This is a genomic window from Collimonas sp. (genome assembly GCF_035566375.1).
Lineage (GTDB): Bacteria > Pseudomonadota > Gammaproteobacteria > Burkholderiales > Burkholderiaceae_D > Collimonas.
The window spans coordinates 81,651-108,440 of sequence record NZ_DATMRK010000035.1 but is presented as its reverse complement, the minus strand read 5'-3'; the positions used below and the strand labels follow the sequence as shown (position 1 = coordinate 108,440).

Genomic DNA, 26,790 nt, shown 5'->3' with positions numbered 1-26,790 from the left:
AGAACAAAACCGCGTTGTGTGCCCTGTCTTTCTCCGAATCCGTCATGTGGGGTCAGAGTCAAGTTTCGCGATGAAGCTCTGCGAAAGTTGACTCTGACCCCACATGACTCTTGTCGTGGCGTTTGAAGCTCTCAACAAGGAGCAACCAAGGCACTAGCGCTGCATCAGGAAAACTTGTCGAGGATGCTGTAATAGGCAACCCCGGCGGCAATATAAAAACGTTGCAAGCCATGAAACGGAATCGGCTGGATAGTGCCGATCGGGAACGGGAATGCCGTTGTACCGGAACCTAGCAGACGTTGCGCCAGGCAACGGCCCATGGTCGACGCCATGGCGATGCCGCGGCCGTTGTAGCCGAGCGCAATCGTCAGGCCGGCGGCAGGTTCATGCACATGCGGCAGAAAATCGCGGGTGATCGCCACCCTGCCGGCCCAGCGGAATTCATAGCCGACCTGCGCCAGTTGCGGAAACAACAGCGCCAGCGAACGTTCCAGATGGCTGAAATCCTGGGCGCTGCGCGGCTCGGAGAAGGGGCCGCGGCCGCCCATCAGCAAGCGTCCTTGCGCATCGCGCCGGTAATACAGCAGCAGCCGGCGCGAGTCAGACACCACTTGCCTGCCGGCCAGGATGCTGTCCCCCAGTTCTGCCGGCAAGGGTTTGGTGGCGACGATGAAGCTGTTGGCGGCGATCACCGATTGTTTCAGGCGCGGCCACAAATCGCCGGTGTAACCGTTAGTGGCGATCACCACCTGTTCGGCAGTCACGCGCGGACCGCCGGCGGTGTCGACTTGCCAGTGGCTGTCTTGCCGCTGCAGGCCGCTGACCAAAGTATTGCCGTGGATGGCGGCGCCATGCGCCTGCGCAGCGCGCACCAGGCCGCGGCAATAACTGAGCGGCTGTATGCTGCCGGCGCGGCGGTCGATCCAGCCGCCGACGTAAGCGGGCGTGCCGATGCGCTGCGCCACTTCGCTGCGCTCCAGCATCTCTACCGGTGCACCGCGTTCAGCCCACTGCGCGGCGCGCTTCACCAGCGCCCGCAGCACTTGCTCGGAATGCGCCGGCTGGATCCAGCCGTTGCGGACGACGTCGCACTCGATGCGGTATTTTGCGATCAGGTCAAATACCGTGTCGGCAGCCTTGCCGATGGTGTCGATCAGCAGCTCGCCTTTTTTACTGCCGAACATCACGTTCAACTGATCGGGATCGTATTTCAAGCCTGGAATCACCTGGCCGCCATTGCGGCCGGAGGCGCCCCAACCCGGCTCGGACGCTTCCAGCAGGCACACGCTGGCGCCCGCTTCGGCCAGGTGCAAGGCGGTCGACAATCCGGTATAGCCGCCGCCGATGACGATCACATCGGCCTTGCGCGATGCGGCCAGCGCTGGCGTGGCCGCTGGTGCTGCCGCTGTAGCCGCCCACAGCGAAGGCGGCAGCGCTAATCCTGCAGAGATGTTTTTCATACGATGCTTTGAATTTATGCCGGCTGCTCAGATGCTTGCTGGCCCAGTACGCGGCGCAGGAAATCCTTGGTGCGTGCATGTTGCGGGGCGCTCAATACCTGCCGCGCCGGGCCTTCTTCGACGATGGTGCCGCTATGCAAAAAGCAGACGCGGTCGGCGACATCGCGCGCGAATCCCATCTCATGCGTGACCACGATCATGGTCATGCCGTCGCTGGCCAAGGTACGCATGACCGCCAGCACCTCGCCCACCAATTCCGGATCGAGTGCTGAAGTCGGCTCATCGAACAGGATCGCTTTCGGTTTCACGGCCAAGGCGCGGGCGATCGCCACCCGCTGCTGCTGGCCGCCTGACAGCTGGTTGGGATAAGCGTCGGCGCGTTGCTCCAGGCCGACTTTGGCCAGCAGCGCCATAGCTTCTTGTCTGGCCGTGGCCGGCGCGATCCGGTTGACGTAGATCGGGCCTTCCATGACATTTTCCAGTACGGTGCGATGCGGGAACAGGTTGAAACGCTGGAACACCATGCCGACGTGGGTGCGCAACTGATGGATGGTGGCCGATTTACTGTCGACCCGTTCGCCTTCGATCAGGATCTCACCGCCCTCATAGGTTTCGAGGCCGTTGATGCAGCGCAGGACGGTCGATTTGCCGGAGCCGGACGGCCCGATCAGGCACACCACCTCGCCGGCGGCGACCTCCAGCGAGACGCCTTTCAGCACTTCATGCTGACCGAAACATTTATGGATTTGCCTGACTTCAATCATTTCCGTTTCCCCTGGCCAAAGCGTGCTTCCAGGCGCCGCGTCAGCAGCACCAGCGGCAAGCTCAACAACAGATACATCAGCGCCACCATGGTGTACACAGTCATGTTCTGAAAAGTGGATGAGGCGATCATCTGACCGGCGCGCGTCATTTCCAGCACCGTGATGGTGGATACCAGCGAAGAATCCTTGAGCATCATCACCAGCGTGTTGCCATAAGGCGGCAGCGCGATGCGGAAAGCCTGCGGCAATACCACGCGCCGCATGATCATCGGCATCCGCATGCCGATCGATTGCGCCGCTTCGATCTGGCCGGGATCGACCGCTTCGATGCCGGCGCGGAAATTTTCCGCCTGGTATACCGAATAGGCGATGCCGAGGCCGATCACGCCGGCCTGGAACGCTGTCAGTTGTATGCCCAGTTCCGGCAGCACGAAGTAAATATAGAACAGCTGGACGATGATCGGCAGGCCGCGGATGATGTTGATCACGCTGGCCGCGCACCAGGACAGCGGGCCCAGCTGCGATACTTTCATCAGCGCCAGGATCAGGCCCATGACGGTGCTCAGGATCAGCGAATAAAAGGTGACTTCCACCGTGACTACCGCACCGCGCAGCAGGATAGGCAGGAAATCCATGACGTTCTGGATCAGCATGATGTGCTTCTCAATCAGGAAGGAAACGACAGCACTGCCCGGCTACGCTATTGCTGCGGCCGGGCGCATCGCACTTGCGCTTAATTCAGGTTCCACTGCTGGACGATCTTGGCCAGCGTGCCATCGGCCTTGGCGGCGGCGATTGCCTTGTTGAGGCGCTCCAGCAATTGATGGTCGCCCTTGCGTACTACCAGGCAAACGTCGCCCACCAGTGTCGGCTGGTATTCCTTAACCAGGCGCACCTGCGGATTGGCGCCTTGCGCCAGCTGGTAAGCAACAATCGGCCGGTCGCCAAAACCGGCCTTGATGCGGCCCAGTGCGACGTCGCGCATCATGTCGGTGACAGAATCGTAGACGCGTACTTCCTTGAAGCCGCCTTTCTTGTTGAGAGCGTCGATGAAAATCGTGCCGACCTGGGCGCCGACGATTTCACCTTTCAAATCGTCCAGCGTCTTGTAGCTGCGCTTGTCCTCGGCGTTGACAAACAAACCCTCGCCGTACGAATACACCGGATCGCTGAAATCGACGATCTGGGCGCGCGCCGCGGTCTTCAGCATGGCGGCGGCGATGATGTCGATCTTGTTGGATGTCAGAGACGGGATCAATGCCGCGAACGGGGTTTGCTGGAGGTTGACGCTGAAGCCGGCATTTTTGCCGACGGCGGTCACGGTGTCGACCATCATGCCCTGCAGCTTGTTGGTCTTGATGTCGAGGAAGGTAAATGGCACGCCGGTGGAAGTTGCGCCCACGGTCAACGCGGTTTGCGCCAGGCAAATCGAGGCGGCGCTTGCGGCAACCACCAGGACGGTGACCTTGGTAAGACGTTGGATCAGCTGTTTCATTTAATTCCCCTCTGTGTGGCAGCCAGGTGAGTGGCTGGCATGCTCTGCAGTTGACATCAAAAATCGCCGTTCGATTAAGTATATTCAATTTACAGTTATCGTCAATAGATATTTACGTATCGATATTCGATATTATGGTATGATAAATCATCGTGCAGAGTGAGAGAAAACCATGAATGACAAGAATGCCGATTCACAGCCGGAAGTGGCCGACGCCTTGTTTAACCAATCGCTGGAAAAAGGCCTGGCGGTGTTGCGCGCTTTCGACGCTCGCCGTCGCAGCATGACCCTGGCCGACGTCGCCGATGCTACCTCGATCACCAAGAGTTCCGCCCAGCGCATGATCTACACGCTGGAGGCGCTGGGCTATGTAAAGAAACATCCGACCACCCGCCGTTACCAGCTGACGCCGAAAGTCATGGAGATCGGCTATAACTATCTGGAGGCGGATACCTTGGTCGATGTCGCCAATCCATTCCTGGCGGAGCTGGCCAACACCACCGGCGAAACCACCAACATGACCGAGCCGTATGAAAGCCAGATGGTGTATGTGGCGCGCTTCGTCGGCCACCAGTTCATCCCGATCCACATGCCGATCGGCAGCCGCATCCCGATGTATTGCACCGGTTCCGGCCGCGCCTACCTGAGCACGCTGGCGGCCGCAGACGCGCGCGCCCTGCTGCAGGCCAGCCAGCTGACTGCGCGCACGCCGCATACCCGCACCGACATCGACGACATCATGGCGCTGTTGGCGAGCGCGCGCGAAAAAGGCTATGCCTGCAACAATGAAGAATTATTCCTGGGCGACATGACGATTGCCGCGCCCGTCATCAGTAATCAAGGCACGGCAGTCGCTGCGGTTCACGTAGTGACGCCGACCAGTCGCTGGACGTTGGCGGAAGCGGAAAGGAAAATCGGGCCGCTGGTGCTGGAGTGTGCGCGTTCGATCAGCAATTCGATCCGGACGCTGACTTGAACTGAGGTGATCTGGCGCCGTCATCACCCTCTGCATGGCGCAGAGAGTGATGACGGCCAGCGGACTTACTTCGCGGTAGGCATGGTGAATTCAGCGCCCTTGGCGATGCTGTCCGGCCAGCGCTGCATGATGCTCTTGTAGCGGGTATAGAAGCGGATTCCCTCTTCGCCGTAGGCATGATGATCGCCGAACAGCGAGCGCTTCCAGCCGCCGAAGGAATGCCAGGCCATTGGCACCGGGATCGGCACATTGATGCCCACCATGCCGACCTGGATCTGCCGCGCAAAAGCACGCGCCACACCGCCGTCGCTGGTGAAACAGGAAACGCCGTTGCCGAACTCATGGGCGTTGATGAGTTCTACCGCGCTGGCCAGGTCCGGCACCCGCACCACCGCCAGCACCGGGCCGAAAATCTCCTCTTTATAAATCGTCATTTCCGGCGTCACGTGGTCGAACAAGGTGCCGCCGACGAAGAAGCCTTTTTCGTGTCCGGCAACGCGCAAGCCGCGGCCATCGACCAGCAGCTTGGCGCCCTCTTCGACACCCTTGGCGATGTAAGCCTCTACCTTGGCCTTGTGGACGCCGGTGACCAGCGGCCCCATTTCCGACGCCGCATCGTCGCCATTGCCGATCTTCAGCGCAGCGGCGCGCTCAGCCAGTTGCGCCACCAGGCGATCAGCGACATCACCCACCGCCACCGCCACCGAAATCGCCATGCAGCGCTCGCCGGCAGAACCGTAGGCGGCGCCGATCAAGGCGTCTACCGCTTGTTCCAGATCCGCATCCGGCATCACCACCAGATGGTTCTTGGCGCCGCCCAGCGCCTGCACGCGTTTGCCGCGGCGCGCGCCTTCGGTATAGATATATTCCGCAATCGGGGTCGAACCGACAAACGACAGCGCCTGCACATCGGGATGTGCCAGCAAGGCGTCGACTGCCGTCTTGTCGCCCTGGACCACATTGAATACGCCGTCCGGCAAGCCGGCTTGCTTGAGCAGATCGGCGATCAGCAGGCTGGCGGAAGGGTCGCGTTCCGACGGTTTCAAAATGAAGCAATTGCCGCAGGCGACCGCCACCGGGAACATCCACATCGGTACCATCACCGGGAAGTTGAACGGCGTGATGCCGGCCACCACGCCCAGCGGCTGGCGCAGATTCCAGTTATCGATGCCGCCGCCGATATTGTCGGTATGGCTGGTCTTCAACAGATGCGGAATGCCGCAGGCAAACTCCACCACTTCGATGCCGCGCACTACTTCGCCCTTGGCGTCGGAAAACACCTTGCCATGCTCACGCGTGATCAGGGCCGCCAGCTTGTCGTGATTCTGTTCCAGCAATTCCTTGAACTTGAACATGACGCGCGCGCGGCGCAGCGGCGAGGTCTCGGCCCAGGCCGGAAATGCTGCCCGGGCACTGGCTACCGCCTTATCCACTTCTTGCGCGGACGCCAGTGCAACCTGGGCCACGACTTCGCCAGTGGCCGGATTGTAGACGTCAGAATAACGCTCGGAGCGGCCGCTCACCGCTGTGCCTGAAATGAAATGATTGATTTGAGAAATTTTAGCAATGGTCATGATCTATCTCTGATTCTGTCTCTGATTATTTGGTGTCGTTGAGTGCTTCGCGCACTGTACTGAACATGCGTTCGATTTCTTCCGGCTGCACGATCAGCGGCGGCGAGAAGGCCAGGATGTCGCCGGTGTAGCGCACCATCACGCCCTTTTCGTAGCATTTTTTGAATACTTCGTAAGCACGCGCACCCGGGGCCTGTGGCCGCGGCTCCAGTTCGATCCCGGCCACCAGCCCGAGGTTGCGGATATCCTTGACGTGCGGCGCGCCGGCCACGCCGTGTGCGGCTTTCTCGAACAGCGGCGACAATGCGCGCGCCCGCTCGAACAGACCTTCGCTCTGGTACAGATCGATGGCAGCAATGGCGGCGGCGGCGGCCACCGGATGCGCGGAATAGGTGTAACCGTGCATCAGTTCGATCGCGCCGGCGGCAGCTGCTTGCAGCACCGTATCGTGGATCTCGCGTTTGGCGGCTACCGCGCCCATCGGGATCGCGGCGTTGTTGATGCCTTTAGCGAGCGTGATCAGGTCCGGCGTGACGCCGAAATAGGCGCTGGCGGTCGGCGCCCCGAGGCGGCCGAAACCGGTAATCACTTCATCGAAAATCAGCAGGATGCCATGCTTGCTGCACAGTTCGCGCAAGCGTTCCAGATAACCCACCGGCGGGATCAGCACGCCGGTGGAGCCGGCCAGCGGTTCGACGATGACAGCGGCGATGGTCGAAGCGTCGTGCAGCGTCACCAAGCGTTCCAGTTCATCCGCCAGGTGTGCGCCCCAGGCCGGCTGGCCGTGGCTGAAGCCGGCTTCAGCGATATTCAGGGTGTGCTGCAGATGATCGACGCCGGGCAACAGGTTGCCCGAAAAAGCCTTGCGGTTATTCAAGATGCCGCCGACCGAAATGCCGCCGAAACCGACGCCGTGATAACCGCGTTCGCGGCCAATGAAACGGGTGCGCTGACCCTCGCCGCGAGCGCGGTGGTAGGCCAGTGCAATCTTGAGTGCGCTGTCGACCGCTTCCGAACCGGAATTGGTGAAGAAAATCCGATCCAGCCCGGCCGGCATTAATCCCGCCACTTTGCGTGCCGCCTCGAACGCCAGCGGATGGCCCATCTGGAACGAGGGCGCGTAATCCATGCTGCCGATCTGCCGCGTTACCGCTGCGGTGATCTCATCGCGGCAGTGGCCGGCGTTGACGCACCACAAACCGGCGGTGGCGTCGAGTACCTGGCGGCCGTCGTCGGTCTGGTAATACATGCCCTTGGCCGAGACAAACATGCGCGGCGCCTCCTTGAACTGCCGGTTGGCGGTGAATGGCATCCAGAATGCCGACAGGTCTTGATCCGATTGCATTGTGTTCATAGTGGGCTTGAGCGTAGGTTAGGGGGAGGTAACGCAGGGTTAGTCACAGTGCCGATTATTGCAGTTACAATCCAGATTGTTAGATACACTTTGCACAAATCATGGAAAGTGTATTGTTGCGAATGGCAAACTGTACTGAATACACCTGAGGGCAGCATGACTGAATCCCAAGTTTCGCGCTTTCCTTCGCTGTTGCAGCCGCAATCGGCGCTGGGCCTGGTCGAGCAGGTGGTTGCCGGCTTGAGCCGGATGATCGAAACCGGCAAGCTGCGGCCGGGCGAGCGGCTGCCGTCGATCCGCCAGTTCGCGTTGCAGCAAGAGGTTAGCAATTCGACCATTGTCGAGGCTTATGAGCGGTTGGTGGCCAACGGCCTGCTGCTGGCGCGGCGCGGCTCGGGCTTCTTCATCGCCAAGCGCGAGCTGGCGGAGAGCAGCGGCATGCCGGCGATTCGACCCAATCTTCAGCTCAATCCGGTGATCGATGCGGCCTGGCTGTTTTCCGAAGTGTTTGCCGATGAACGGGTGCCGATCAAGGCCGGTTGCGGCTGGCTGCCGTCCAGCATGCTGGACGGCGAGGGTTTGCATGCGGCGGAACGGCGCATCATCCGCTCGCCCGGCGCCCAGCAGGTCGGTTATGGCCACCCGTTCGGCTACGGCCCGCTGCGGCAAACCATCGCCAAATCGTTCGCCAACTGGTCGCTTGATATCAGCCCGGATCAGGTGCTCACCACCCACGGCGTGACGCAGGCGCTGGATCTGATCATGCGGACTCTGGTCAAGCCTGGCGATACGGTGTTCATCGAGGAGCCCGGTTACTGCAATTTGATCGCCATGCTGCGATTGGCCAACATTCATGTGGTTGGCGTGCCGCGCACCGTGAGCGGGGTCGATCTGGAGCGGCTGGAAGAGCTGGCGTTGCTGCATCGGCCGAAGATTTTCTTTACCAATCCGGTGCTGCAGAATCCGACCGGCACCACCTACACCCCGGCCTGCGCCATGCGCGTATTGCAAGCGGCTGAGCGGCACGGCTTCTGGGTGGTGGAAGACGATTTGTATCGCGAGCTGGCGCAAGCCACCGATCCGATGCTGGCCGCGCTGGACGGCTTGCGGCGCGTGATCTATGTCAGCGGCTTTTCCAAAACCATCGCGCCCTCGCTGCGGCTGGGTTTCATCGTTTGCCAAAGTGATCTGGCCAAGGAATTTGCGCGCACCAAGATGGTATTGACCCTGACCAATTCCGAAATCACCGAACGCCTGGTGTACAACGCCCTGACCGAAGGCCATCACCGGCGGCATGTCGAACGCCTGGCCAGCACCTTGCTGACGGCGCAAGCCCAGGTCAGCGCCAGGCTGGAAGATGTGGGTTTGCTGCCGTTCGGGTCGCCGCGCGGCGGCATGTTTTATTGGGCAAGAATGCCGCACGCCACGCTAAGCGCCAAGGAAATCGGCGATCAGGCGCTGGAACAAGGCATCTGGCTGGCGCCGGGCGAGTTTTTTCACGTGTCGCAGCCCGAGCATGCCTGGTTTCGTTTTAATGTTGCCTTCTCCGACTTGCCGAAGCTGTCCGATTTTTTCAAGAAACTGGTGGCAAGTTCCTGAGCAACCGGCCAGGTTGACTAAGTTGACCAACAAAAAACCCGCGCACTCCTCATGAGGCGCGGGTTTTGTCATTTGCAGCAGACCCTGATCCCCGCCGGTTGGCAGGCACAGGTTACAGGCGATCAGTTCCCTGTATTGGCTTCAAGCGGATATTGCGAGCCGGCGAAGTCGATCTGGCCGGAGCTGCGTGCTTGCGCTAGTTCTGCCTGCACTTCAGCACGGGTTTTGCCAGCTGCGGTCGATGCTTGCACGAACTGTGGATATTGCGAACCGGCGAAATCGAGTTCTCCGGCGGCGCGTGCTTTTGCCAGTTCTGCCTGCACTTCAGCACGGGTTTTGACCGGTGCAGTCGATGCTTGTACGAACACTGGGTAGTTCGAACCGGCGAAATCGAGTTCTCCTGCGGCGCGTGCCCTTGCCAGTTCAGCCTGGACTTGAGCGCGGGTGAGCGGAGTGACGTTGTCGGCGGCGAATGTAGGGGCGGAAACAATTGCGGCCAGTGCCAATGCGGCGATCAGTTGGGTTTTCATGATGAGTTCTTTCTTTTTAAGTGAATGAAAAATTGCCAAATACGGCGGTCAACAGTGGTTACACAAGCGCATGTACCGACGGTGCGGGATCCTTGCTGCACCGTCCTGGCTGCTGGCGAAAGATTAATTTGCATCTATCACTAGATAGACAAAGTCGGGAAATAAAAAGCGTCTTTCCTATTTGACGCCTTCCAATCCACTATCTCATCACCCGCAGTCCGGGCACGTTGCTCGATCCAGTTGCTGCTCAAAAAACTTAATCTGGGTCAGTTAATGCCTGAAACAACGTGTCTGCAACTACTGTGAGATCACTATAGTTATCTACTACTAGGTAGTCAAATAGTATTTGCTTATAACAATAAATCATTACCAGAAGTGAGACACAAGGCCTGCACAAGGCAAAAACAGGTAAAAACCTCTTGATTGTCTACCTTTCAGTAGATAACATATGAGCGTAGCGTCTTTGTGATTTGCATTCCACGCCGCGGCCGTCAGAATATTCCCGGCTGGCGGATAAAAGACGTAGCATGGTGGCGCTAACCGTATGCTCATAGCCGCTTGTAGTCGTTCACCGTGTTTTGGTGTCGTGCACCGCTATCTCTCTATAGGTAAAAATCATGAAAGCCGTTTCCCCCGTACGTGAACAATTGCTTGAGCACACGCTGGTCCTGCTGGGATCGCGCGGTTACAACGGCTTCAGTTATCGCGACCTGGCCGAGCTGGTCGGCGTCAAAACCTCCAGCATTCACTATTACTTTCCTACCAAGGAAGATCTGGCGCTGGCTGCGGTGCAAGCTTATGCCACCAGCATCGGCGACATCATGCGCGGCATGGATCCGAACGGGCCGATCAAAGAGCAGGTCGAGCAATACCTGGCGTTGTGGCGCAAGAATCTCGGCACCGGCCGCGTCTGCCTGTGCGGCATGCTGGCCGCCGAAGCCGCCAGCCTGCCGCAAAATGTGCTGGCCGCGATACAGACCTTCTTCTGCATGCACGAAAGCTGGATCACGCAGCGGCTGGAACGCGCGGTTGCCGAGAAAGGCGTGAAGTTGCCCACGCCGCCGGCGGTATACGCAATGACCATCCTCGGCGCCCTGCAAAGCGGCTTGATTTCGGCGCGCTTGTTTGGCAAGCCTTGCCGGCTCGATGCAGCCTCGGCAGCATTGCGCTCCGCCGTGACGTCGGAAAGCAGCAAACCGCAACAGGCGCAGGCCGCCGCCGTAGTGCCCTGACTCTCTCCTGATCTTCAGGACGCTGCTCATGGAAACAGCCATGGGCGGCGGCAGTTCCTCAATTCCTTCCTCGTTTTTCCGCGCGCTGCCTGCTTCTCCGCCTGCTTCTCAGCCCGACTCTCAGCCTGACTCCCAATCCCCGGCATGGGCTCCGGTTTTCTCTTCTTCTTTCGACAACGCCGCAAGTTCCTAGCGTTGTGACGCGCTGTCCTGCGCTCGCTGAGCACAACAAATCCTCATAGAGCCAGCGCATTCTTTCAGCAATTCCGATTGACATGGAAAAATATCGCCCCTAACATTGTTTCATATATCAATACATTGTTTTATTAGATAAAACACTAGAGCGACCAGGACCGGTCAATGATTTTCAGCAAGCCAGGGAAAACAAGAACCGTACAGCCGAAGCCGCCATTGAATTTTTTTCAACCGGGAGGAGTAAAGCATGAGGAAGACCATCGTTGTAATGTCAGTACTGGGTACTTGCACCTACGCCGCGCACGCGCAAACCAATGTGACCGTCTACGGTCTGCTGGATTCTGGCGTCGCCTACGTCAACAAAATCGCCACACCTGGCCCCGCCAATGCGCGCGGCACTGGTAGCCGTTTCAGCGTCGATTCCGGCGATTTGCAGCAATCGCGTTTCGGCTTCAAGGGAACCGAGGATCTGGGCGGCGGCATGAAAGCCCTGTTCAATCTGGAGGGCGGATTCTCCGTCGATACTGGCGCCTCCGGCCAGGGCGGCCTGACCTTCGGCCGTACTTCAGTAGTCGGCTTATCCGGCGATTTCGGTACCGTGCAGCTGGGACGCCGCAAAGACTTCATCGATGAAGTGGCAACCTATTACTCCAGCGTCTACGATTTCGGTGTGTTCATCAACGGCATCCACGATAACAATCTGGACCGCGTCGGCGGCAATCGCGCCAACAACCAGATCCGTTATGACACACCCCTGTTCAAGGGCCTGGTGCTGAACGCAACTTATGGTTTCGGCGAAACCGCAGGATCGACATCGACCGGCCAGTCGCTAGGCCTGGGCGCAAATTATGCAAACGGCCCGTTCGGTATCGGCTTCGGCTACTGGCAATCCGAACTCGGCACCCTGGCCGGCGGTGTCAATACTTCCAGCGACCAGGGCGCCAGCCTAGGCGCCGGTTGCACTCCAAGCTTCGGTCATCCCGGCGACACCTGCATCAAGACCTGGATGCTGGGATCGAGTTATAAGGCCGGCCCGTGGCGTTTCTTCGGCGCCTGGTCCAAGGTGTTGCAGCCATTGGCGACAAACGGCGGAAGCACGGCGCCGCTGGTCAGCAAGTTTTCGGGTACTGCCGGCTTGTCGCCGTTTACCGCCGGCGGCTCCAACAACAACAGCACCAATGTCTTCGATCTGGGCGTCAATTACAGCATTTCCGACAGCCTGCGCCTGGTCGGCAGCGTGCTGCAATCGCGCTATAACTTCGTCGGCAGCAACACCAAGGGTCGCTTGACGCAAGTTAATCTGGGGCTGGATTATGCGTTTTCGAAACGCACCGATCTGTATAGCTACGTGGCTAATCTGCGCGCCGCCGACATGTACAACCCCGGCATCACCGGCGGCGCACCCGGCGCTGCCAACGCGCAAACCGCGTTTACGGTCGGTCTGCGCCACAAGTTTTAAGATGGCGTAGCGCCGATGTGCGCAATATGGGCCGGAACGGCATTCAGCAGTTCCGGCCCTAATATCAAAAAAGCAGCATATTCTGTAACGCGGTAGACGGAGATCGGCATGACGAGCAGCACGGACAGCGAAAAACAAGATGCACACGGCAAAAGCCGGATGCTGCATCCGGTCGCCATGATGCTACTGATCATGCTGGTCGCCATCGGCCTGACCTACCTGCTCGATTCGGGCCAGTTCCAGCGCCACGCCAAACTGGTCATCCCCGGCACTTACCAGCTGATCGCCAAAGAGCGCGACCTGAGCGGCCTGCTTGCCGCCACCCCAGCCGCCAGCCCGGAAGCCGGCACGCCAGTCGATAGCCCTGAACGCGCCTACCCCGCCAGCCTGTTTTCCGCCATGGCCGCGATTCCGGCCGGTCTCGCCAAAAGTGCGCCGCTGATATTCATGGTCATGTTCATCGGCGGCATGTTCGGCGTGCTGCGCAAGAGCGGCGCACTGGACGCCGGCATTGACCGCCTGCTGGTGCGCAGCGGCGGCAATGTCTATCTGCTGACGCCGCTGCTGATGCTGGCGATTGCCGCCGGCAGCACCTTCCTCGGCCTGATCTCGGAATACCTGGTGCTCATTCCCATGATGTTGATCCTGGCGCAGCGCCTCGGCCTGGGGCCGCTGTACGCCACCGCGCTGGTGGCGATCGCCGCAAAAATCGGCTATCTGGCCTCGGTCACCAATCCGCTGGCGCTGGTGATCGCGCAGCCGATAGTGCAAGTGCCTTTGCTGAGCGGCGCCGGCTTGCGGCTGTTCGTGTTTGTCTTGTTCCTGGCGATCGGCATTGCCTATCTGCTGCTGTACGTAAAACGCAGCGGTTACAGCATGCCGGCCGAACTGAACCAGGACAACCGTCTCTCGCTCGCGCATCGTTGCGTGCTGATGGTGGTCGGCGCCAGCGTGGTGGTGCTGGTGATCGGCACTAGCGCCTGGAAATGGGGCGATATCCAGCTCGGCGCCTTCTATATTTTCGAAGGCATCATCATCGCCGTGGTCGCCGGCATGTCAGTGCGCACCGCTTGCGACGCCTTTGTCGAAGGCATGAAAGGCATGATGCTGGCCGGTTTGCTGATTGGCCTGGCGAAAGCCATCGAAATCGTCCTGCACGACAGCCTGGTGCTGGACACCGTGATCTACCACCTGGCCTCCATCGTCGAAGGACGCAGCAAGATCTTTGCCGCAGAAGGCATGATCCTGGTGCAGATGCTGCTCGACGTGCTGATTCCGTCGACCTCCGGCAAAGCCGCCATCAGCATGCCTATCCTCGGCCCGATCGGCCATCTGTCCGGCGTTAGCGGCCAAAGCGTGGTGCTGGCTTTTTTATTCGGCAACGGCCTGACCAACATGATCACGCCGACTTCCGGCATGTTGCTAGCCTACCTGGCAACCGGCAAGGTTGGTTACGGAACCTGGCTGCGTTTCATTCTTCCGTTGTTCGCCATTCTTACGATATTGGCGATGCTCGTCATGGCGTTTGCTGTCTATAGCGGCTACTGACCGGCCATCGTCACCCAAGTTTCAAGGATCACCATGATGCAAGACGCGTATTCCCTCATCACACCGGCAGCCGATGACGACAAGTTCATCCCGCTGATATTCGATTCACCGCACAGCAGCCGTGTTTGCCCGCCCGACATGCAAACCACGGCGCCAGAAGCCGCACTGATGTCCGGCTGGGACGCCTATGTCGATGAGTTGTGGAGCGGCGCGACGCAATTTGGCGCGAGTCTGCTGGCGGCGCGCGTACACCGCAGCTATATCGATTTCAACCGCGCCCGCAGCGATATCGATCCGGAGCTGCTGGAGCAGCCCTGGCCCGAAGTCATCCAGGTGTCGGAAAAAAGCCAGGCCGGCATGGGCCTGATCCGGCGCTACGCCCTGCCCGGTGTGCCAATGTACGAGCGCAAGCTGAGCATCGCCGAGGTGCTGCAGCGCATCGATCGCTACTACGATCCCTACCACGCGCAATTGCAGCAGCTGATCAGCGCAGCGCATGCCCGCTGCGGCCAGGTCTGGCATATCGATTGCCATTCGATGAAATCGGTCGGCAACGCCATGAATATCGACAACGGTGCACGCCGTCCTGATTTTGTGCTGGGCGACCGCAACGGCAGCGCCGCCGATCCGGCTTTTACGCTATGGGTCGCGCAGCAGTTGCAGGCGCAAGGCTATCTGGTCAAGATCAACGATCCGTATCGCGGCGCTGAACTGGTGCGCGCCTACAGCGATCCGCAGCATGGCCGCAACAGCATCCAGATCGAAATCAACCGCGCCCTGTACATGGATGAACAAAGCCTGCAGCGCAGCGCCGGCTTTGTAACCTTGCAGAACAACTTGACCTTACTGGTAGAGAGTATGTCGAGGTATATTGTCGGAAAATTAGTCGGCAAATTCGTCGACAAACCAGATTAGAGAGAATCCGCACAGCATGGCCGATTACACCGTTGCCGCAGTAGATGAAGCATTGGCGCTGCTCCTGCTGGTCGCACAAAGCCCGGGGCATGGCGTCACCGAATTGTCAGTCATGTCCGGCAATACCAAGGCGCGCACCTTTCGCCTGCTATACACGCTGGAACAACGCGGCCTGCTGCATCGCGAAGGCGATACGCCCACCTATCACCTGGGTTACAAAGCGCTGTACCTGGGCGTCGCCGCGCAAGAACAGGTAAGCCTGGTGCGGGTGGCGCGCAGCCATTTGCGCGATATCGGCGGCATCTGCAACGAAAACGTCCAGGTGCGGGTGCGCGATGGCTTGGAAACGGTGTGCGTGGCGCGCTGGGAATCGACCCAGGCGGTGCGGGTCCACACCGATGTCGGCAATCGGCGGCCGCTGTATGCCGGCGCTTCCGGCAAGGTGCTGCTGGCCTATGCGCCGCCGCAAGTGCAGCAAGCCATACTCGCCAATCCCCTGGCGCCGATTACCGACAATACGATCGTCGACCGCAAACTGCTGGAACAGGAGTTGCAACAAGTGCTGCAACAAGGCTACAGCGTTTCTTACGGCGAAAGATCGAGCGGCGCGGTGGCAATTGCGGCGCCGATCATGGATGCCGACGGCGCCGTGATCGCGGCCCTGGGCATCGCCGGCCCGGCCAGCCGCATCACGGCCGATAATCTGCAAGGTTTGATCGACCTGGTGGTGCAGCGTGCGGGCGATCTGTCGCTCGGTTTGGGTTATGCCTATCGCTAATCCGCCAGGTTTTGCCCGCTTGATCATCTTCAACAAAAACAAGCAAATGATTCAATATCACGCCTAATTATCAAAATCCTCGCTGGAACGGACAATGCCTCCATTGGTACACCGTTCAATCAACCACGAGGATTTTTATGGCTTCTGCACTTATCCCCACCCGGCGCTTGCTAGCCGCCGTCGCAACAACATCGCTGCTGAGCCTGGTCGTCTACAGCACAGCAGCCCGGGCCGACGACCGCAATCTGCCCGAACCGCGTCACCTGGCGCTCACCGGCAACCCTGCTGACGCCGCACCGCTGATCCTGGCGGCACGCCGTTATGCAGCTTTCTGGAACACAGGCGATGAACAATATGCGCGGCAAGCACTGTCTGTCGCCTTCATGGATCGCACCTTGCCGGCTGGCCGTCCTCAAGGCGTGGCTGGTCCGTTGCAGGCGTCGCAAGGTTTCCGCGCCGCCGTGCCTGATCTGAGCATGGAGATCGACGACATGGTGGTCGCCGGCGATCGCATCGCTTTACACCTGCACTTCCGCGGCCACTTCACTGGCCAGTTCGGCAAACTCAAAGGCAACGGCCAGGCCATCGACTTCCGCGCCTTCGACCTGTACCGCGTGGCCGATGGCCGCATTGCCGATAACTGGCACCTGGAAGACAACCTCAGCTTGATGCAGCAACTCGGCGTAATACAGCCCTAAGCACTGATACAGCCTTGACCCGATCATTCGACACACTATTTAGGAATCTAATCATGTCTACCACTACTCTGTTCGACCCGGTACAACTGGGTAATCTGCAACTGTCCAACCGCGTCGTGATGGCGCCCATGTCCCGCGCCCGCAGCTCGCAGCCGGGCGATATACCGAACGCCATGATGGCCGAATATTACGCACAGCGCGCCAGCGCCGGCCTGATCGTCAGCGAAGCAACCCAGATCTCGCGCCAGGGCCAGGGTTATTCCTTCACGTCCGGCATCTACGACGCGGCGCAGATTGCCGGATGGCGGCTGGTGACCGACGCGGTGCATGCCGCTGGTGGCAAGATGTTCCTGCAACTGTGGCATGTCGGCCGTGTCTCGCACCCGGTATTCCAGGGCGGCGCAGCGCCGGTCGCGCCCTCGGCAATCCAGCCGCGCGATACCCAGGTCTGGATCGTCGGCGAGGACGGCGTTGGCCGCATGGTCGATTGCACGATGCCGCGCGCGCTCTCCGTCGCTGAAATCCAGGATGTGATCGCCGATTTCCGGCAAGGCGCAGCGAACGCCATCGCCGCCGGTTTCGACGGCGTTGAAATCCACGGCGGCAACGGCTATCTGGTCGACCAGTTCCTGCGCACGGTATCGAACCAGCGCACCGATCAATACGGCGGCCCGATTGAAAACCGCACCCGCTTTTTAATGGAACTGACTGCCGCCGTGGCCGAAGAAATCGGTGCGCAGCGCGTCGGCGTGCGGCTCGCGCCCTACATCACCTTCAAGGACATGGCCGATCCGGAAATCGTGCCGGCCATCCTGCACGCCGCCGCCGGCCTGGACCGCATCGGTATCGCCTACATTCATTTGTCGGAAGCCGATTGGGACGATGCACCGACCATTCCAGATCATTTCCGTCACGATTTGCGGGCTGTGTTCAACGGTAGCCTGATTGTCGCCGGCCGTTATGACAGCAGCCGCGCAGCGCAGATCCTGGAACAGGGTTTGGCCGATCTGGTGGCGTTTGGGCGGCCGTTTGTCGGCAATCCTGACCTGCCACGGCGGCTGGCCGAGAACCTGCCGCTGGCCGGACTCGACGGCGCCACCCTGTTCGGCGGCGACCACAGCGGTTATACCGACTATCCGGCGTTGTCGATCTGACGCATGCTGGCCGCGCTTGCCGCAAAACGCTCCTGCAAAAAATCGATCAGCAGCTTGACCCGTGGCGGCTGAAAGCTGCTGCGGTGATACAGCACATTGAGCGGCGCGCTTTCTGTGAAAAACTCGTCCAGTACCGTCACCAGCCTGCCGGTCTGCAAGTCTGCGCTCACATCGAGCAGGGATTTGTAGGCGTAACCATAGCCGAGCAAGGCCCATTTGCGGATGATTTCGCCGTCGTTGCTTTGCTGATAGTGGCTTACCCGTACCGATTTCAGCTTGCCGCCGATCTGGTAGCGCCACTCGTTCATCGGCCCGGCGGCGTTGAGCAGCACCAGCGTCGGCAAGGCAGCCAGCTGATCCGGCGTTTGCGGCAGGCCAACCCGCGCCGCGCATTCCGGCGCAACGCACACCACGCGCCGGTTCGGCAGCAGCGGCCGCGCCACCATGCCGCTGTCCGGCGGCACGCCGTAACGGATCGCCAGATCGATATCGTCTTGCACCAGGTTGGCGGTGGAATCGGTCAGCGACAAGGCGAACTGCACTTGCGGATACTGTCGGCGGAACTCATCGAGGCAGGTGAGCAAGAGATTGCGCCCCAGATCGGACGGTGCTGAAATCCGCACCGTGCCCTGCACCAGGCTCTTGCCCGCTTGCAGCATCTGCTCGGCCTGGTCCATCAGCTCCAGCGCTTGCTGGCTGTATTGTTTATAGAGTTGGCCTTCCTCGGTCAGCCGCAAGCGGCGCGTGGTGCGCTCGAACAGCTTGACCTTCAGCGTCGTTTCCAGGCGCTGGATGGCGGCGCTGGAAGCCGCCGGCGACAAGCCATGCTTGCGCCCCGCCGCAGAAAAACTGCCTAGCGTCGAGGCATCGATAAACAATCGCATCACACTTAGTCGGTCCATGGCGTCGGCCTGTTTGGATACATCAACTGTCTTCCGAAATATAGCGAGAAATATAGGCAGAAACGCCGCTCGCCAGCGCATCAAAGACTATCCGGCAACGCTCGCTGGAACGCAAATCTTCATGCATCACGATCCAGGTTTCTAATTCACTCTTGACGGCGGCCGGCAGCACCGGCAATAGATCCGGGTTGGGTTTGGCCAGCGCCGTCTGGCACATGCCGACGCCGTAACCGGCGCGGATCGCCGCCAGTTGCGCCAGCTGGTTGTCGGTGCACAATGAAAACATGGCGCGTGTCAGCGGCAGCCCGCCCTTCAGCATGTTGCGGATGTAATTGGTTTCCTGGTCGAAGCCGATCAAGACATGGTTTTTCAGATCGGCGATGCTGGCCGGCATGCCGCACAGTTCCACATAACGCCGGTGCACAAACAAGCCGAGCGGAATCGCGCCGACCCGGCGCGCAATCAAAGCGGCCTGGCTGGGTTGCGCCATGCGCACCGCAATATCGGCGTCGCGTTGCAACAGATCCTGGTTGCGGTTCGACAACACCAATTCGATCTTGATGGCGGGATGCTGCTCGCGCAACGTTGTCAGGATAGACGGCAAGACCTCGACGCCGACCACATCCGAAGCCGTAATCCGCACCGTGCCGTGGCTGCTGGCGCTGGCGTCGGTCGAGGCGCGGCGCAGGGCGTTGGCGCTGGCGCGCAGGTTTTCGGCAAACGGCCGCAAGGTGAGCGCGGTATCGGTCGCCGCCAGCCCGGTTTGCGAGCGGGTGAACAGTTTTACGCCCAGCGCTCGCTCCAGCGCTTCGATCTGGCGGCCGACGGTGGGCTGGGTCAGCCCCAGGCTGCGGGCGCCGCCGGACAAGGAGCCTTCTTCCAGCACGGCCAGGAAAGCTCGGTACAGATCCCAGCCAGGTTCTTGGGTAGTCATACAAATATGTATAGCGGCTATGTCGAGATCGCCAATTTTAAACTAAGAGTGGCGCTGTTACGCTGGACTCCTACAACATTTTTCAAGGGGTGCATCTCATGAAACAACAGCAAAAACAGCAAATAGCATTGGTACTCGGCGCCACCGGCGGCATCGGCAACGCCATGGCAAAGACATTGATGCAGCGCGGCTGGCAGGTGCGGGCGCTGCACCGGCGCGCCGACCAGATGATGGCGCAAGACCGCAGCGGCATCGCATGGATTCAGGGTGACGCCATGCAGCAGCAAGACGTGATTGCCGCCGCAGAAGGGGCGTCGGTCATTGTGCACGCCGTCAATCCGCCGGCCTACCGCAACTGGGCGCAACTGGTGCTGCCGATGATAGAGAACAGCATTGCGGCGGCGCGGGCTTCTGGCGCTCGCATCGTCTTGCCCGGCACGGTCTACAACTACGGCGCCGACGCCTTTCCAGACCTGAGCGAGACCTCCCCGCAAAACCCCGCCACGCGCAAGGGCGCGATCCGGGTGCAACTGGAGCGCCGGCTGCGCGACGCCGCCCAAAGCGGAGTACGGGCCCTGGTAGTGCGCGCCGGCGATTTTTTCGGACCGCACATGGCCAATTCCTGGTTTGGGCAAGGCCTGCTCAAGCCCGGCCGGCCGGTGACTTCGGTAACTTATCCGGGCCAACGCGGCCTCGGCCACCAGTGGGCCTATCTGCCCGACGTCGCCGAGACCATGATGCAATTGATCGAACGCGAAGACGCGCTGGCCGCTTTCGATACCTTCCACATGAACGGCCACTGGGACGCGGATGGCACGCAAATGGTCGCCGCAATCGGCCGTGCGAGCGGGCAGGCAGACTTGAAGGTAAGAAAATTTCCCTGGTGGCTGTTGCCGCTGGCCGCGCCCTTTGTGCCGGTTTTTCACGAACTGCGCGAGGTCAGCTATCTATGGCGCCAGCCCTTGCGCCTGGATAACCAGCGCCTGCTGCAGCTGCTTGGCAGCGAGCCGCACACAGCACTGGACGATGCAGTAAAAGCCACGCTGATCGGCATGGCCTGCCTGAAAGCGTGACCGACTAGCAACAATATATTTTTATGTAACCTAGTTCTGGCAAATCGTGTCGGGAGATAATGCGTACTGCACTTGATTCACAACGGCTGCCGCCGCAGCTATCGCAAAATTCGCGCCGTCTCCCAGGAGGCGGCGGGCGGAAGCAGCCATCATTATTGGAAGTAACGCATTTTGAACACGACAAGAACCAAACGCTGGACCGGCAAGATGGATTCCCTGACAACTGCATATCTGAAAGATGTCATGGGCAAGATGGAAGTGTACGGCGACCGCGTGCAATTCGGCCTGACCAGCCCGGGGCCGCGCCCGTATTATCAGCTCACCAACAGTGCCGATAAGAAAATGGCATTTGATAGCAACAACCATCTGCTGCATCCCAAGGAAGACGAATTCACCGGCCCTAACGCCACCCCGGTATTCACCTTGGAACAAATCAAGGCAGCCATCGCCGCCGGCGGTTTCAGATCACCTACAGCCACCCGCAGCTCCGCCGGCGGCCGCGTGGTCAGCCGTAGCGGCGGTACTCGCGGCGGCACGGTAGCGATGAAAGCCAAGGACTTGATCGATGCCGCCAGATACGAATATTTCCGCAATAACCGCCAGACGCTGCCCGACGGCATAGGCGAACATACGGCAGAAATTACCGAGCTGATGCTCAAAGGCAGTTCCGCCGAAGAGGCATTCAACGCGGTAGTCGAACGGCATTTCTGATTGCTGCTGTAGTATCGTGGCCTGGTACCGCGGCCTGGCAAAGATGTCCGGTCGCTGTATCGCCGCTGCATCTTCTGTCGGATCGGCGAAATTTGAAGGAATGCAAACATGCTTCGTACACTCATTTTCGCCATCGCCGTCAGCGCCGCCAGCATAACCGTGCCCGCCCAGGCCGCCTGCGCAGTAGCTGACGCCTTGATCGACCAGTACGGCATTTCCTTTTCTGGCTTTACCCAATTCCTGCCGCGCGTATCGACCCCGGCCGAACCGCAAAACAAGCCCCTGCTCACGATCAACCTGCCAAACAAGCACGGCAAAGTCAGCGACGGCTACAACCACCAAGCGTTCATCAACAAGGACAAGAAGCGCGTCTGGATCTTGCGCACCGGCGGCTTTATCGGCGTCTATGAGTGGTATGGTCCGGTGGCTTTGCCCAATGCCGATTTTTCGGGTTGTGTCACCGAGCCCGGCCGCCTGCCGCCAACGAATTCAACGCCTGTTGTGGCAGTACAACAAGATCGGAATCCGCAATGAAAGTAATCCTGTTTGGCGCCAGCGGCATGGTCGGACAAGGCGTGCTGCGCGAGTGCCAGCGCGACGCCGGCGTTGAAACCGTGCTGGCCGTGGGCCGCAGCGCAATCGCAAACGCCTCCGGCAAGTTGCACCAGCTGGTCGTCCCCGACCTGGCCCGGATCGCCGATCAGGCCGAAGCCTTGCAAGGTTACGACGCCTGTTTCTTCTGCCTCGGCGTATCCGCGGCCGGCATGTCGGAAGCACGTTACACCGAACTCACCTACGACCTCACGCTGAGCATCGCCAACACGCTGGCGGCGCACAATCCCGGCCTCACCTTCATCTACGTTTCCGGCGCCGGCACCGATTCCAGCGAGAGCGGCGGCAGCATGTGGGCCAGGGTCAAGGGCCGCACCGAGAATGCCTTGCTGCGCCTGCCGATCAAAGCCGCCTTCATGTTCCGCCCCGGCGTCATCCAGCCGCTGCACGGCGTGCGCTCCAAGACCAGGTCATACCGCCTGTTCTATCAGCTTAGCGCGCCCTTGCTGCCGCTGCTCAGGCGTCTCTTCCCCAGGCACATCACCACCACCGAACAGATGGGGCGCGCGATGATCAAACTGGCGCGCCAAGGCGGCCCCAAGCCGGTGCTTGAGGCGGCAGACATCAACGCGGTCTAGGATTTAGCGCCCGCTAAATCATCAAAGTCATCAAAGTAATCAAGGCAAACCGTTGCGGCCATGCCGCAGAAAAGCCGGCCGCTGGCTCAGCCGTTCAAAATAGGCCGCCAGCGCCGGATATTCCGGATGCGGCAAAGGCGTCATCAGCCAGCGATTCACCGACAAGCCGAGCGGCACATCCGCCAGCGAAAAGGTGTCGCCTAAAATATAGGCACCGGTGCTAGCCAGTTGCCGCTCCAGGATAGCGATGTGCTGCGACCAGCTCGCCACCGAGGCCGCCAGCGCAGCCTGGTCAGCATAGGCCGGGTTCTTGCGCACCAGCGCCAGGAAAGCATAGCGCCATGAATTGTTCAGCTCGGTCGCCTGCCAGTCCATCCACTGCTCGACTTTAGCGCGCTGGCGCGGCGCCGCCGGCAGCAGCGCGCCGTCGCCGTAGGCTGCGGCCAGGTAACGGATGATGGCGTTGGATTCCCACAGCACGAAATCGCCATCGCGGATTACCGGCACCATCGCATTCGGATTCAAGGCCAGAAAATCCGCCGTATCGGTAGCGCGAAAGCCGCTGCCCCAGTCTTCCTGTTCGAACGGCAGGCCCAGTTCGTCGCAGGTCCACAGCACCTTACGGACGTTGATCGATGATGCCTTACCCAATATTTTCAGCATAAGAGTCCTCATTTTTGTCGCAAAACCGAATTTCTGTGCTACAGATACGTCCGCCAGCAAACGAAATTTTAAAAGCAATTTGTCTGAAACCCGCGTTTGCGGTAGTCTACATCGCCGTTTCAAAGCAAATACGGTGCTAGAATTTGCAACTCACCACTTTTTTTTTGAGGATTTAACGAAATGAACAAAACCGAATTGATCGACGCCATTGCCACCGATTGCGAAATCTCGAAAGCCGCTGCACAGCGCGCTTTGGAATCCGTCGTAGACAACGTGATCAAGGCCGTGACTAAAGGTAGTACTGTTCAGTTGATTGGATTTGGTTCGTTCTCTTCCGGCAAACGCGCTGCACGCACCGGTCGCAACCCACGTACCGGCGAAGCAATCAAGATTGCAGCCGCCAAGACCGTCAAGTTCACAGCTGGTAAAGCATTCAAAGATGCAGTGAACAAAAAGAAGAAATGATGTAATGAAAAAAAGCCCCTTGAAGAAATTCAAGGGGCTTTTTTTTCGTTCCGATTTTTTATCACCGACGCCCCTCTTCTTTCAGCAGGCCGGCTTTAGCAATCCACCTATAAATCGTTGTAGGCGTGGAGCAGCAAGCACGATGGATCTATAATCGATCGTCGATGTCGCCACTAAGGACGCCACCATGCCTGCCCGGAAATCCATTGTTACCCCCGTTAAACCCGCTGCGGTCAAGCGATCGGCTAAAAAAAAGGCGGTGCGCGCAACAAACGCAGGTGCTCCCCCCGACGTAGTTTATGTGCTGGTTGCCGGCGGCATCGCACCGATGCGAAATGTCTCGGCAAAGCCCGTCGCGCCCAATGTCGTAACCTTCGTGGAAGATGAGCTTGCCTCCATCTTCGAGCGCATCAGGCGCGATCCCGCGCTGGGTGAACAACTAGCTCGCAAAGCCGGCATCGTCACCCGGTCAGGTAAATTATCGAAGTCCTACCGTTGATGTTTACGTCGTTTGCAGAAAATCGCCATCTTCGGCCATTTCTGCTGGGTTTTCACGGCTGTGATGAAGCAGTAGGCGAAGCAATTCTAAGCGGCCGATTGAGCCATCTGGAGCCGAGTACGAATCCCTACGATTGGCTAGGCGACGGCATTTATTTCTTCGAAAACGATCCCGATCGCGCCATGCATTTTGCCGTAACGTCTCAGCAGAACCCACACAAGAAATACACCAGCAAACCCATCCACAAACCATTTGTGCTCGGCGCAATCATCGATCCCGGAGCGTGTCTGGATCTGACTCACCAGCAGGGCATCAAACAACTCAAGTGGGCCGTCGATGTCATGAAGTTCATTTTTGGCCAGCAAAACAGAGCGCTGCCAAGAAACAAACCGGCGGACGCGGGCGACAAAGTCATACTCATACGTAATCTGGATCGTGCCGCGGTCAATTATTTGCACACTCTGCGTGAGAAGCACGGCATGCCCCCTGTCGATACGGTTCGCAGCTCGTTTTTACAGGGTGACTGCATCGCAGAAACGTCGGCATTCCGGGAATATTCACATACGCAAATCGCAGTCCGCAACGCCAATAGCATCATCGGGTATTTCCGGCCCCAGTTCGTGATCGTTGATCCCTTCGAGGGAGCTGCTTAACTGCCGTTTTCTGCGTTGATGGATACAGATAACAACAGCGTTATCGTATCTGTCGGTACCACATCACCGCCCGCCATATCCCGCATCAATCACCAACTCGCTGCCGCTGACAAAGCGGCTCGCGTCCGACACCAGATACAAAATCCCTGCCGCTACATCGGTGGCCGAACCTCGGTTCGTCAGCATCCGCAATTCGGCGGTGTCGGTCAGCGCCTGCGTCAGGTCGCCCTGCTTGCGTTTGGCCGCCGCCAATGCAGGCGGCCGCACCATGCCGGGATAAATCGAATTGACGCGAATGTTGTGCGCGGCATAGCGGATCGCATTCATGTTCGCCATCCGCAGCGCTGCCTTTGCCACATGATCGGCAGCTTCTTGCTGCTCACCGTCCATGCCGCACAGCGACAGCACATTGACGATGGAGCCGCCGCCGGCCTTCGCCATTGCCGCTATCACATGTTTGCTGCACAGAATGCTGCCGTGGACATTGGCCTGCATCGCCTTTTCCCATTGTTTTATCGATAGACCCTGTGCAGACGAATTATCGGCGTCGATGCCGGCGCTGTTGATCAGGATATCGATGCGGCCGAAATACGCCTCTGCCGCCGCCATCGTCCGCTGCGCCGCGTTGTTGTCGCTGACATCGAGTTGCCAGAAGCGGGCGCGATCCTTAGCGCCGCCAAGCATCCTGGCGACGGCGCGTCCTTCCTGCACGCGCACGTCTAGAATCGCCAGCCGGGCGTCGGCGGCGGACAGCGCACCGGCAATGTGCAAAGCCATGCCGCGCGCTGCGCCGGTGATTACGGCCACTTTGTTTTTGAGGGGGAAGTAAGCGTTGAGTGGATTCATGTTGGATAGACTCCTAGAACAATCGGGCTTAATAATTGGCAAAATATACTCTATACGCACTTATTTTGTAAATAAGTGCGTAGTAAGTTCTTATAAAGAACCTCCAACGTTGATTTACTAGAAAAAATCAGCTTAGGAGGAATACATGGAAGATGTTCGACGGCTAGTAGGTGAGCGGGTGCAGATGCTGCGTAAACGCAAAGGATTTTCGCAGGAAGAGTTGGCAGGACGAATCGGCATAGACACAAGTTCGCTCAGTCGCCTTGAACGCGGCGCGCACTACCCATCAATGGAAACGCTAGACAAGATTCGTCATGAGCTTGGCGTTGAACTAGTCAATTTTTTTGACTTCGATGAGCAACCGACGGCAGAAGGATTACGAGATTTCTTATTGCGGACGACTAACAAGGCGGACTATCCGACTTTGGTAAAAATGGCGGCGGCAATCCAAGCTATTCTTGCCGAACAATCGAACTAATTGCACTGCACGGGTAAAGCAAAAAATTTCGGGGTTACCGCTGAAATAATAGAAGTACCTGCCATGAAAGATAATCTGAATGCAAACACCAGCCGCCTCGATCTTTGCTTACTTACAGGCCAAAGATGGCAATCGACCGCACTTGATGTCACATGCCTTCACCGATCAGGCAGTACTGGAAATGGTGGTTAACACAGGCACTATTTCGTTTCCTCCCATCGCGAACGGGCGCGACGCCATCGCGGAAGTCCTGGTGCGCCGCTTCGGTCAAACCTACGAGAACGTCTATACCCTGTGCTTGTCGCCGCCGCCAGAAGATAAGCAGGCTAGGTTTACGTGCGACTGGATGGTTGCCATGACAGAGAAGGGAAGCGGTGCAGTGCGCGTTGGGTGCGGCAGTTACGACTGGCATTTTGCGGAAGATTCTTTTTTGGCCGAGCGCTTGTCGATTACCATCGAAGTAATGCAATCGCCGCCATCGGACCACTGCGATGAAGTGATGAACTGGGTTTCGGTTCTTCCGTATCCCTGGTGTCCGGTTGAAGCAGTGATGCGTCGCACATCGAATCTCGACGGCTTAGGCGCGGTCCTCGCTTACATTGGGCGGAAGAAAATTTAACGCCTTCTAAGCGAAAAAAGAAAGAT

At 59.2% G+C, this 26,790-nt stretch carries 29 protein-coding genes; 18 read left to right on the top strand and 11 right to left on the bottom strand.

Annotation, left to right across the window (positions count from 1 at the left end):
- Positions 1–164: 164 nt before the first annotated feature.
- The 4 genes from VNZ60_RS11125 to VNZ60_RS11110 form a co-directional block, all read right to left on the bottom strand.
- Positions 165–1,460, bottom strand: a complete 1,296-nt coding sequence (locus VNZ60_RS11125) for an NAD(P)/FAD-dependent oxidoreductase (protein ID WP_325659079.1) — start codon at positions 1,458–1,460, stop codon at positions 165–167.
- A gap of 14 nt (positions 1,461–1,474) precedes the next feature.
- Positions 1,475–2,224: an amino acid ABC transporter ATP-binding protein gene (locus tag VNZ60_RS11120; RefSeq protein ID WP_325659078.1), complete on the bottom strand. Its 750-nt coding sequence runs from the start codon at positions 2,222–2,224 to the stop codon at positions 1,475–1,477.
- Positions 2,221–2,877 carry an amino acid ABC transporter permease gene (locus tag VNZ60_RS11115; RefSeq protein ID WP_325659075.1) on the bottom strand — a complete coding sequence of 219 codons (657 nt, stop codon included), beginning with the start codon at positions 2,875–2,877 and terminating at the stop codon, positions 2,221–2,223. Before VNZ60_RS11115 ends, VNZ60_RS11120 begins: the two co-directional genes overlap by 4 nt.
- An 80-nt stretch (positions 2,878–2,957) precedes the next feature.
- Positions 2,958–3,719, bottom strand: a complete 762-nt coding sequence (locus VNZ60_RS11110) for an ABC transporter substrate-binding protein (RefSeq protein WP_325659073.1) — start codon at positions 3,717–3,719, stop codon at positions 2,958–2,960.
- A 172-nt stretch (positions 3,720–3,891) separates the two neighbouring features.
- On the opposite strand from VNZ60_RS11110, the gene VNZ60_RS11105 reads away from it, so the two are divergent.
- Complete coding sequence (locus VNZ60_RS11105) at positions 3,892–4,695, top strand: IclR family transcriptional regulator (RefSeq protein WP_325659071.1); 804 nt, start codon at positions 3,892–3,894, stop codon at positions 4,693–4,695.
- 65 nt (positions 4,696–4,760) lie between these two features.
- Here VNZ60_RS11105 and VNZ60_RS11100 read toward each other — a convergent pair whose 3' ends face one another.
- Complete coding sequence (locus tag VNZ60_RS11100) at positions 4,761–6,269, bottom strand: CoA-acylating methylmalonate-semialdehyde dehydrogenase (RefSeq protein WP_325659069.1); 1,509 nt, start codon at positions 6,267–6,269, stop codon at positions 4,761–4,763.
- A 25-nt stretch (positions 6,270–6,294) separates the two neighbouring features.
- The gene (gene aptA / locus VNZ60_RS11095; protein WP_325659067.1) at positions 6,295–7,623 is read right to left on the bottom strand and encodes an omega-aminotransferase AptA; all 1,329 of its coding nucleotides are present in this window, start codon (positions 7,621–7,623) and stop codon (positions 6,295–6,297) included.
- 156 nt (positions 7,624–7,779) lie between these two features.
- On the opposite strand from aptA, the gene VNZ60_RS11090 reads away from it, so the two are divergent.
- Positions 7,780–9,222 carry an aminotransferase-like domain-containing protein gene (locus VNZ60_RS11090; RefSeq protein WP_325659065.1) on the top strand — a complete coding sequence of 481 codons (1,443 nt, stop codon included), beginning with the start codon at positions 7,780–7,782 and terminating at the stop codon, positions 9,220–9,222.
- Between the two features lie 122 nt (positions 9,223–9,344).
- Here the strand turns inward: VNZ60_RS11090 and VNZ60_RS11085 are convergent, their stop codons facing one another.
- Positions 9,345–9,752 carry a DUF4148 domain-containing protein gene (locus VNZ60_RS11085; RefSeq protein ID WP_325659063.1) on the bottom strand — a complete coding sequence of 136 codons (408 nt, stop codon included), beginning with the start codon at positions 9,750–9,752 and terminating at the stop codon, positions 9,345–9,347.
- A gap of 617 nt (positions 9,753–10,369) precedes the next feature.
- Between VNZ60_RS11085 and VNZ60_RS11080 the strand changes: the two genes are divergently transcribed.
- The 7 genes from VNZ60_RS11080 to VNZ60_RS11050 all read left to right on the top strand — a co-directional run bounded on the left by VNZ60_RS11080 (position 10,370) and on the right by VNZ60_RS11050 (position 17,731).
- A complete protein-coding gene (locus VNZ60_RS11080) occupies positions 10,370–10,984 on the top strand; it encodes a TetR/AcrR family transcriptional regulator (RefSeq protein WP_325659061.1) in 615 nt (204 codons plus the stop codon).
- A 442-nt stretch (positions 10,985–11,426) separates the two neighbouring features.
- Entirely contained in the window at positions 11,427–12,638 is a 1,212-nt protein-coding gene (locus tag VNZ60_RS11075) for a porin (RefSeq protein ID WP_325659059.1), read from the top strand.
- 108 nt (positions 12,639–12,746) lie between these two features.
- Positions 12,747–14,186 (top strand): YfcC family protein, encoded by a 1,440-nt coding sequence (locus VNZ60_RS11070; RefSeq protein WP_325659057.1) that lies wholly within the window; start codon positions 12,747–12,749, stop codon positions 14,184–14,186.
- Positions 14,187–14,219: 33 nt separating this feature from the next.
- Positions 14,220–15,101 (top strand): N-formylglutamate amidohydrolase, encoded by an 882-nt coding sequence (locus tag VNZ60_RS11065; RefSeq protein WP_325659055.1) that lies wholly within the window; start codon positions 14,220–14,222, stop codon positions 15,099–15,101.
- Positions 15,102–15,117: 16 nt separating this feature from the next.
- The gene (locus VNZ60_RS11060) at positions 15,118–15,879 is read left to right on the top strand and encodes an IclR family transcriptional regulator (protein ID WP_325659053.1); all 762 of its coding nucleotides are present in this window, start codon (positions 15,118–15,120) and stop codon (positions 15,877–15,879) included.
- A 137-nt stretch (positions 15,880–16,016) separates the two neighbouring features.
- The gene (locus VNZ60_RS11055) at positions 16,017–16,577 is read left to right on the top strand and encodes an ester cyclase (protein WP_325659051.1); all 561 of its coding nucleotides are present in this window, start codon (positions 16,017–16,019) and stop codon (positions 16,575–16,577) included.
- A gap of 53 nt (positions 16,578–16,630) precedes the next feature.
- A complete protein-coding gene (locus tag VNZ60_RS11050; protein WP_325659049.1) occupies positions 16,631–17,731 on the top strand; it encodes an alkene reductase in 1,101 nt (366 codons plus the stop codon).
- On the opposite strand, the gene VNZ60_RS11045 is transcribed toward VNZ60_RS11050, so the two are convergent.
- Positions 17,710–18,633, bottom strand: a complete 924-nt coding sequence (locus tag VNZ60_RS11045) for a LysR family transcriptional regulator (RefSeq protein ID WP_325659047.1) — start codon at positions 18,631–18,633, stop codon at positions 17,710–17,712. The genes VNZ60_RS11050 and VNZ60_RS11045 overlap by 22 nt on opposite strands.
- A gap of 22 nt (positions 18,634–18,655) precedes the next feature.
- Positions 18,656–19,567, bottom strand: coding sequence for a LysR family transcriptional regulator (locus VNZ60_RS11040; RefSeq protein WP_325659045.1), 912 nt, complete (start codon positions 19,565–19,567; stop codon positions 18,656–18,658).
- A gap of 98 nt (positions 19,568–19,665) precedes the next feature.
- Here VNZ60_RS11040 and VNZ60_RS11035 point away from each other — a divergent pair, with 98 nt between their 5' ends.
- The 4 genes from VNZ60_RS11035 (at position 19,666) to VNZ60_RS11020 (ending at position 22,541) form a co-directional block, all read left to right on the top strand.
- Complete coding sequence (locus VNZ60_RS11035) at positions 19,666–20,640, top strand: SDR family NAD(P)-dependent oxidoreductase (RefSeq protein ID WP_325659043.1); 975 nt, start codon at positions 19,666–19,668, stop codon at positions 20,638–20,640.
- 171 nt (positions 20,641–20,811) lie between these two features.
- Positions 20,812–21,351 (top strand): hypothetical protein, encoded by a 540-nt coding sequence (locus VNZ60_RS11030; protein ID WP_325659041.1) that lies wholly within the window; start codon positions 20,812–20,814, stop codon positions 21,349–21,351.
- Positions 21,352–21,459: 108 nt separating this feature from the next.
- Complete coding sequence (locus VNZ60_RS11025) at positions 21,460–21,885, top strand: hypothetical protein (RefSeq protein WP_325659039.1); 426 nt, start codon at positions 21,460–21,462, stop codon at positions 21,883–21,885.
- Complete coding sequence (locus tag VNZ60_RS11020; protein WP_325659037.1) at positions 21,882–22,541, top strand: NAD(P)H-binding protein; 660 nt, start codon at positions 21,882–21,884, stop codon at positions 22,539–22,541. The genes VNZ60_RS11025 and VNZ60_RS11020 overlap by 4 nt, the downstream gene beginning before the upstream one ends.
- Before the next feature lie 39 nt (positions 22,542–22,580).
- Here VNZ60_RS11020 and VNZ60_RS11015 read toward each other — a convergent pair whose 3' ends face one another.
- Complete coding sequence (locus VNZ60_RS11015) at positions 22,581–23,204, bottom strand: glutathione S-transferase family protein (protein WP_325659035.1); 624 nt, start codon at positions 23,202–23,204, stop codon at positions 22,581–22,583.
- Positions 23,205–23,384: 180 nt separating this feature from the next.
- On the opposite strand from VNZ60_RS11015, the gene VNZ60_RS11010 reads away from it, so the two are divergent.
- The 3 genes from VNZ60_RS11010 to VNZ60_RS11000 all read left to right on the top strand — a co-directional run bounded on the left by VNZ60_RS11010 (position 23,385) and on the right by VNZ60_RS11000 (position 24,821).
- Positions 23,385–23,669 (top strand): HU family DNA-binding protein, encoded by a 285-nt coding sequence (locus tag VNZ60_RS11010; RefSeq protein WP_014004094.1) that lies wholly within the window; start codon positions 23,385–23,387, stop codon positions 23,667–23,669.
- Between the two features lie 187 nt (positions 23,670–23,856).
- The gene (locus VNZ60_RS11005; RefSeq protein ID WP_325659028.1) at positions 23,857–24,168 is read left to right on the top strand and encodes a hypothetical protein; all 312 of its coding nucleotides are present in this window, start codon (positions 23,857–23,859) and stop codon (positions 24,166–24,168) included.
- The gene (locus tag VNZ60_RS11000) at positions 24,168–24,821 is read left to right on the top strand and encodes a hypothetical protein (protein ID WP_325659026.1); all 654 of its coding nucleotides are present in this window, start codon (positions 24,168–24,170) and stop codon (positions 24,819–24,821) included. The genes VNZ60_RS11005 and VNZ60_RS11000 overlap by 1 nt, the downstream gene beginning before the upstream one ends.
- Before the next feature lie 63 nt (positions 24,822–24,884).
- Here VNZ60_RS11000 and VNZ60_RS10995 read toward each other — a convergent pair whose 3' ends face one another.
- Positions 24,885–25,667 (bottom strand): SDR family NAD(P)-dependent oxidoreductase, encoded by a 783-nt coding sequence (locus VNZ60_RS10995; protein ID WP_325659024.1) that lies wholly within the window; start codon positions 25,665–25,667, stop codon positions 24,885–24,887.
- A gap of 145 nt (positions 25,668–25,812) precedes the next feature.
- On the opposite strand from VNZ60_RS10995, the gene VNZ60_RS10990 reads away from it, so the two are divergent.
- Positions 25,813–26,145, top strand: coding sequence for a helix-turn-helix domain-containing protein (locus VNZ60_RS10990; protein WP_325659022.1), 333 nt, complete (start codon positions 25,813–25,815; stop codon positions 26,143–26,145).
- 79 nt (positions 26,146–26,224) lie between these two features.
- Positions 26,225–26,764, top strand: coding sequence for a hypothetical protein (locus tag VNZ60_RS10985; protein ID WP_325659020.1), 540 nt, complete (start codon positions 26,225–26,227; stop codon positions 26,762–26,764).
- Positions 26,765–26,790 lie beyond the last annotated feature (26 nt).